5 protein-coding genes are annotated in these 6,576 nt (G+C 67.0%); 4 read left to right on the top strand and 1 reads right to left on the bottom strand.

What is annotated here, in order from left to right:
- The first annotated feature begins 194 nt into the window (after nucleotides 1–194).
- Both AC0L3K_RS36140 and pdeM read left to right on the top strand, forming a co-directional pair.
- On the top strand, nucleotides 195–2,771 hold the full coding sequence (locus AC0L3K_RS36140) for a ligase-associated DNA damage response DEXH box helicase (RefSeq protein WP_473367837.1): 2,577 nt from the start codon (nucleotides 195–197) through the stop codon (nucleotides 2,769–2,771).
- 53 nt (nucleotides 2,772–2,824) lie between these two features.
- The gene (pdeM, locus tag AC0L3K_RS36135; protein WP_473367836.1) at nucleotides 2,825–3,496 is read left to right on the top strand and encodes a ligase-associated DNA damage response endonuclease PdeM; all 672 of its coding nucleotides are present in this window, start codon (nucleotides 2,825–2,827) and stop codon (nucleotides 3,494–3,496) included.
- Nucleotides 3,497–3,734: 238 nt separating this feature from the next.
- Here pdeM and AC0L3K_RS36130 read toward each other — a convergent pair whose 3' ends face one another.
- The gene (locus AC0L3K_RS36130; RefSeq protein ID WP_007599393.1) at nucleotides 3,735–4,598 is read right to left on the bottom strand and encodes a LysR family transcriptional regulator; all 864 of its coding nucleotides are present in this window, start codon (nucleotides 4,596–4,598) and stop codon (nucleotides 3,735–3,737) included.
- Nucleotides 4,599–4,693: 95 nt separating this feature from the next.
- On the opposite strand from AC0L3K_RS36130, the gene AC0L3K_RS36125 reads away from it, so the two are divergent.
- Nucleotides 4,694–5,605 carry a DMT family transporter gene (locus AC0L3K_RS36125; protein WP_473367835.1) on the top strand — a complete coding sequence of 304 codons (912 nt, stop codon included), beginning with the start codon at nucleotides 4,694–4,696 and terminating at the stop codon, nucleotides 5,603–5,605.
- Nucleotides 5,606–5,617: 12 nt separating this feature from the next.
- Complete coding sequence (locus AC0L3K_RS36120) at nucleotides 5,618–6,391, top strand: MBL fold metallo-hydrolase (protein WP_007599397.1); 774 nt, start codon at nucleotides 5,618–5,620, stop codon at nucleotides 6,389–6,391.
- Nucleotides 6,392–6,576: the final 185 nt, after the last annotated feature.

The following is a 6,576-nucleotide window of genomic DNA, read 5'->3' as shown; positions in this document are numbered from 1 at the left end:
CCCGCCCCCCCCCCCCCCCCGCCTGGGGGGGTGTGGGGGGGGGGGGGTTGGTTTTGGGGGGCCAAAGCCCCCCGTCCCCCCGCCCCCCCCATCTCTCCATGCATTCGGGTGCACATGGTGGGCACGCTTCGCTTTGCCCACCCTACGGGACCACCCCCTCGACGAACCCACCCCCACGGCTTACCTGTGATGCCGTGCCGCCCCGCATCCGCAAATCTCCGGCCGAGCCTGCCGCGCTGTTGCCCGACCACTTCCAGGCGTGGTTCACAGCCCGCGGCTGGTCGCCGCGCGCGCATCAATTGGCGCTACTGGAGAAGGCGCGCGAGGACCGGTCCGCACTGCTGATCGCGCCCACCGGCGCCGGCAAGACGCTGGCGGGATTTCTGCCGACGCTGGTGGAGTTGAGTTCTACGCCCGAAGCTTCGGCGAAATCGGTGATCTCCACCGGCCGCAGTCTGCAACGCACCGGCGGCCTGCACACGCTCTACATCTCGCCGCTCAAGGCGCTCGCGGTCGATATCGCGCGCAACCTCGAGCGTCCCGTCGCCGAGATGGCGCTGCCGATCAAGATCGAGACCCGCACCGGCGACACGCCGACGTCGCGGCGGCAGCGGCAGCGACGCTATCCGCCTGACATTTTGCTGACGACGCCCGAACAACTCGCGCTGCTGCTGTCCTCCGACGACGCGCCGTTCCTGTTCTCCTCGCTGAAGCGTATCGTGCTCGACGAGCTGCACGCGCTGGTGACGTCCAAGCGCGGCGATCTTCTCTCCCTCGGGCTGGCGCGGCTGTGGCGATTGGCGCCGCAGACGCGCGCGATCGGCCTGTCGGCGACCGTGGCCGAGCCGGAATCGCTGGCGCGCTTCCTGGTGCCGCAGCCCGGCGGCAAGGAAGCGGCGGCCGACATCGTCATTGCCGGCGGCGCGGCGCCGCCGCTGGTCGAGATGATGGACACGCGCGAACGCCTGCCCTGGGCCGGCCATAGCGCGCGCCACGCGCTTCCCGAGATCTATGAGCTGATCAAGGCGAACAAGACCACGCTGGTTTTCGTCAACACCCGCAGCCAGGCCGAGATGCTGTTCCAGAATCTCTGGAGCATGAACGACGACAACCTTGCCATCGCGCTGCATCACGGCTCGCTCGACGTCGCCCAGCGTCGCAAGGTCGAGGATGCGATGTCGGCGGGCAAACTGCGCGGCGTGGTCTGCACCTCCTCGCTCGATCTCGGCGTCGACTGGGGCGACGTCGATCTCGTCGTCAATATCGGCGCGCCCAAGGGCTCCTCGCGCCTGATGCAGCGCATCGGCCGCGCCAACCACCGGCTCGACGAAGCCTCGCGCGCGGTGCTGGTGCCCGCGAACCGCTTCGAGGTGCTGGAGTGCCGCGTCGCGATCGACGCCATCGCGGAGAATGCGCAGGACACGCCGCCGCTGCGCATCGGTGCGCTCGACGTGCTGGCCCAGCACGTGCTCGGCTGTGCCTGCGGCGAGCCGTTTTTCTCCGACGAACTCTACGACGAGGTGCGCACCGCCGCGCCCTATGCCGATCTCACGCGGCAGGATTTCGACGACGTCGTGGATTTCGTCGCCTCCGGCGGCTACGCGCTGAAGACCTATGAGCGCTTCGCCCGCATCAAGCAGGACAAGGAGGGGCGCTGGCGCGTCGCCAATCCCAAGGTGCGGCAGAGCTACCGGATGAATGTCGGCACCATCGTCGAGGACGACATGCTGAAGGTGCGGCTGGTGCGATCGCGCGGCGGTGGTCAAGGAAAAGCAGGCGGGTCGACGGGCGTGATCGCGCGCGGCGGCAGGTTGCTCGGCGAGATCGAGGAAGCCTTCATCGAGGGCCTCAGCCCCGGCGACACCTTCGTGTTCTCGGGCGAGGTGGTGCGCTACGAGACCCTGGTCGAGGACCAGGTCTATGTCTCGCGCGCCAACGACAAGGACCCGAAGGTGCCGTCCTATATGGGCGGCAAGTTCCCGCTCTCGACCTATCTCGCCGAACGGGTCCGCCGCCTGCTCGATGACGGGCGCGCGTGGGGCGCCTTGCCGGAGCAGGTGCGCGACTGGCTGTCGCTGCAAAAGGACGTGTCGCGCGTGCCGGCGGTGCGCGAACTGTTGGTCGAGAGCTTTCCCCGCGCCAACAAGCATTACATCGTCTGCTATCCCTTCGAAGGCCGTCTCGCCCACCAGACGCTCGGCATGCTGTTGACGCGGCGGCTGGAGCGCGCCCGCGCCCGGCCGCTCGGCTTCGTCGCCAACGAATATGCGATCGCGGTCTGGGCGCTCGGCGACCTGTCCTCCATGATCCGGGACGGCAGGATCGACCTCGATGCGCTGTTCGACCCTGATATGCTCGGCGACGACCTCGAAGCTTGGCTTGCCGAATCCGCGCTGATGAAGCGCACGTTTCGCAATTGCGCGATCATCTCCGGCCTGATCGCGCGCCGTCACACCGGCGAGGAGAAGAGCCGCCGCCAGGTGCTGTTCTCGACCGATCTCGTCTACGACGTCCTGCGAAAACATCAGGCCGATCACGTGCTGTTGCGCGCCGCGCGGGCCGATGCCGCCACCGGCCTGCTCGATCTGCGCCGGCTCAGCGACATGCTCACCCGCATCCAGGGCCACATCACGCATCGGGAACTCGACCGTGTCTCCCCGCTCGCGGTCCCCGTGATGCTGGAAATCGGCCGCGAGTCAGTCTATGGCGAAGCGGGAGACGAGCTCCTGGCGGAGGCCGCCGATGAGCTGGTCAAAGAGGCGATGGGATAACAGCAGGTTTTGACGTGACGGCAGGCGCGCTGGTTTCAGGAGATAACGAGGACATGCGCGTTTCGAATGTCAGCATCAGCAGCGTGACGTTCGTGGCCGATCTTTCCGGGGCACTGTTCTGGGAAGAGCAGCGCCTGCTCGTCGTCTCCGACCTGCATCTGGAAAAAGGTTCCAGCTTCGCCATGCGCGGCGTGCTGCTGCCGCCTTACGACACCATCGCGACGCTCAGCCGGCTCGCTGCTGTCATCTCCCGCCATGATCCCCGCATCGTCATTGCGCTCGGCGACAGTTTTCATGATCGCAGCGCGCATGGACGCCTGTCGGCGGAGGATCGCGACGCGGTCGCCGCCTTGCAGGCCGGCCGCGACTGGATCTGGATTTCGGGCAATCACGATCCGGCGCTGCCGCGTGATCTCGGCGGCACCGTCGCCGACGAAGTCGCGATCGGCCCGATCACCTTCCGCCACGAGCCGACCGGCGCGGGCGGCGAGATCGCCGGCCATCTCCATCCCAAGGCCCGCGTCTCCACACGTGGCCGCTCGATGGAGCGACGTTGTTTCGCCTGTGACGGCGAGCGCGCCGTGATGCCCGCCTTCGGCGCCTATGCCGGCGGCCTCAGCATCCGCGACGTTGCGTTTGCAAAGATCTTTCCGAAGAACGGTTTTGTCGCGCATTTGCTCGGCGACCGCCGCGTGCACGCGATTGCCGCGTCGCGGTGTTATTGACTAGCTATCGCTTCGATCGGGCTGAACCCTCTCACCACGCGCACACTGCGCTCCCTCCCCCCTTGTGGGGGAGGGCAGGGGAGGGGGGTAGCCCAGGAAAAGTTGCGCGTTGGCGTCGCGCAAACGCGTGTGCGAATCGAGATAGTCCCCGTGTGGTACCCCTCTCCCTAACCCTCCCCCACAAGGGGGGAGGGAACGTACCGGTCTCGCAGCCGCAGATCGCGACTATCGCAACGGTTCACGCCGCCTTCGCCTGCACGTCATCGCAGAACTCTGCCAGCCGATCGGCGAGCCGCAGCGTCGCGGGGCTTGCACCCGGCGCGGCCATCAACGCGACTTCGGTCCGGTTGATTGGCGCAAATCCATCCTTCGCGGTCAGCACGCGGTGGTCGGACTGGATCGCCATCTCCGACAGGATGCTCAGCCCCATGCCGGCAGCGACCGCGGCTTGGATGCCGGCGAGGCTCGATGACGTGTAGGACATGTGCCAGATGCGGCCCGCGCTTTCCAGCGCGTGGATGGCGCCGGCGCGGTAGAGGCAGCCGAGCGGAAAGCCGATCAGCGGCACCGAGGCGACATCGGCGTGGATCGGATGGCTCTTGCTGGTGACCCAGTGCACCTGCTCCGGCCACACCGCGATCGCGCCCTTCTCACCGGCTGCGCGCTTGAACAATGCGAGATCGAGCTCGCCGCGATCGAGGTCGCGCGACAGGTTCTTGCTCTGGTCGGCGCGCACATCGAGCCGCAGGCCCGGATGCGAACGCGAGAAGGCGCCGAGCAGTTTCGCCAGCCGGTACGCCGCAAAGTCTTCGGGGATGCCGAGCCGGATCGCGCCTTCGCCGTCGGGCTGGCGCAGCACGTCGCGGGCCTCTTCCGCAAGCGACAACAGCCGCCGCGCATAGGACAGCAGCCGTTCGCCGGCTTCAGTCGGGCGCAAATCCTTGCCGTCACGATGCAGCAGCACCTGTCCGACATCCTCCTCCAGCCGCTTGATCTGCTGGCTGACGGTCGATTGCGTGCGATGGACGCGCTCGCCGGCGCGGGTGAAGCCGCCGGCATCGACCACCGACACGAAGCTGCGCAGGAGCTCCAGATCGAGCATGGGCGCCTCCATTCGAAAATCCACTGACTAGAAGTTAATCATTTAATTTCCAAATGACAAGCCGGCTCCCTAGATCGAGGGCTCAGGAGATTCGCATGTCGCTCGCCCCCTCGATTTCGGTTCCCCGCAGCCGCTTCAATACGCTGCCGCTCGCCATCGGCGCGTTCTGCCTGCTCTGGAGCTACGCCTTCGTCGCCGGCAAGATCGGCGTGACCCATTGCCCGCCGCTGATCCTGCTCGCCGCGCGCTTTTCGCTCGCCGGCATCCTGATCATCGGTGCCACGCTGGTCCGCGGCGACGACTGGTCGCTGTCCTGGCGCGATGCCGCGATCTTCGCCGTGCTCGGCGTCGCCAACAACGCGCTCTATCTCGGCCTCGGCTACACCGGGCTGCAATCGGTCTCCGCCGGGCTCGGCGGCCTGATCGTGTCGGCCAATCCGGTGTTCACGGCGGGCCTCGCCGCGCTGCTGCTCGGCGAAGGCATGACCTGGCGCAAGGCGAGCGGCCTCCTGCTCGGCATCATGGGCGTGACCTTGATCGTCTGGCACCGCCTGTCGGTCGGCACCGACTCGCTGCACGGCATCGTGTTCACGCTGGCCTCGCTTGCCTCCCTCGTCGCTGGCACCATTTTGTTCAAGCTGCTCGCGCCAAAGGGCTCGTTGTGGATCGGCAATGGCGTGCAGAATCTCGCCGCCGGCATCGTGCTGACGCCGGTGGCGCTGACCTTCGCCGATATTCATGCCATCGACCTCACGCCGGGCCTGATCGGCGCCTTCGCCTTCCTCGTGCTCGGCGGCTCGATCATGGCCTACTGGCTCTGGTTTCATCTCCTGAAAGTGTGTGGCGCGACGGCCGCCAGTGCCTATCATTTCCTGATGCCGCCGCTCGGCATGCTGTTCGCGTATCTCGTGCTCGGCGAGCATGTCGAGGCCCGCGATCTGCTCGGAATCATCCCGGTCGCACTTGGCATCTATCTGGTGACGCGGCCCGCAAAATCCGTCTCGTAACAGGAGTCCATCATGCCCATTTCCATCACCCTGATCGGCGGTCCCACTGCGCTGATCGAGATCGATGGCTTCCGCCTGCTCACTGACCCGACCTTCGATGCGCCCGGCGCCTATCAACTGCCGCATGTGAAGCTGGAGAAGACGATTGGACCCGCGCTGAAGGCCGACGCAATCGGCCCGGTCGACGCGGTCCTGCTCAGCCACGACCAGCATTCCGACAATCTCGACAATTCCGGCCGCGACTATCTGCTTAAAGCGCCGCGCGCGCTGACGACCGAGGCCGGCGCCAAGCGCCTGGGCGGCCATGTCGAAGGCCTCGCGCCATGGGCGACCTCGCATCTGAAAGACGGTGACGGCAATACGCTGACGATCACCGCCACGCCCGCGCGCCACGGCCCGGCCGGCATCGAGCCGCTGTCGGGCGACGTCATCGGTTTCGTGGTGTCGTCGAGCCGGACCGACACCACTTCGGTTTATATCAGCGGCGACACCACCTGGTTCGACGGCGTCGCCGAGGTCGCGCGCCGCTTCAAATGCGGCGTGGTGATGCCTTTCGCCGGCGCCGCGCAAACGCGCGGGCCGTTCCATCTCACCATGGACACCAACGACACCATCGAGACCGCACGCGCCTTCCCCGATGCGATGATCGTGCCGGTTCATACGGAGGGTTGGGCGCATTTCCGCCAGAACGGCGAGGATCTGCGCAAGACGTTTGATGTGCTGGGTTTTGGCACAAGGCTGCGATTGCTGGAGCCGGGGGTGCCGACCGTGGTGCAGGCGCCGTAGCCCCAACTGTCATGCCCCGGCTTGACCGGGGCATCCAGTACGCCGCGGCGGTAGTTGTGAGAGCGAACTGCCTAACGCCGGCCTCTGGAATACTGGCTCGGCCGGGGGCGCCCGGCGGCGGCGGGGGGGGGGGGGGGGGGTGGCTGCCTACGGGCGGAACCCAAACGCCCCCCCACCCCCCCGCC

The organism is Bradyrhizobium sp. MI1.10 (genome assembly GCF_055811035.1).
Note: the sequence above shows the minus strand (reverse complement) of the source record. Positions and strands in the feature narration are given on the sequence as shown.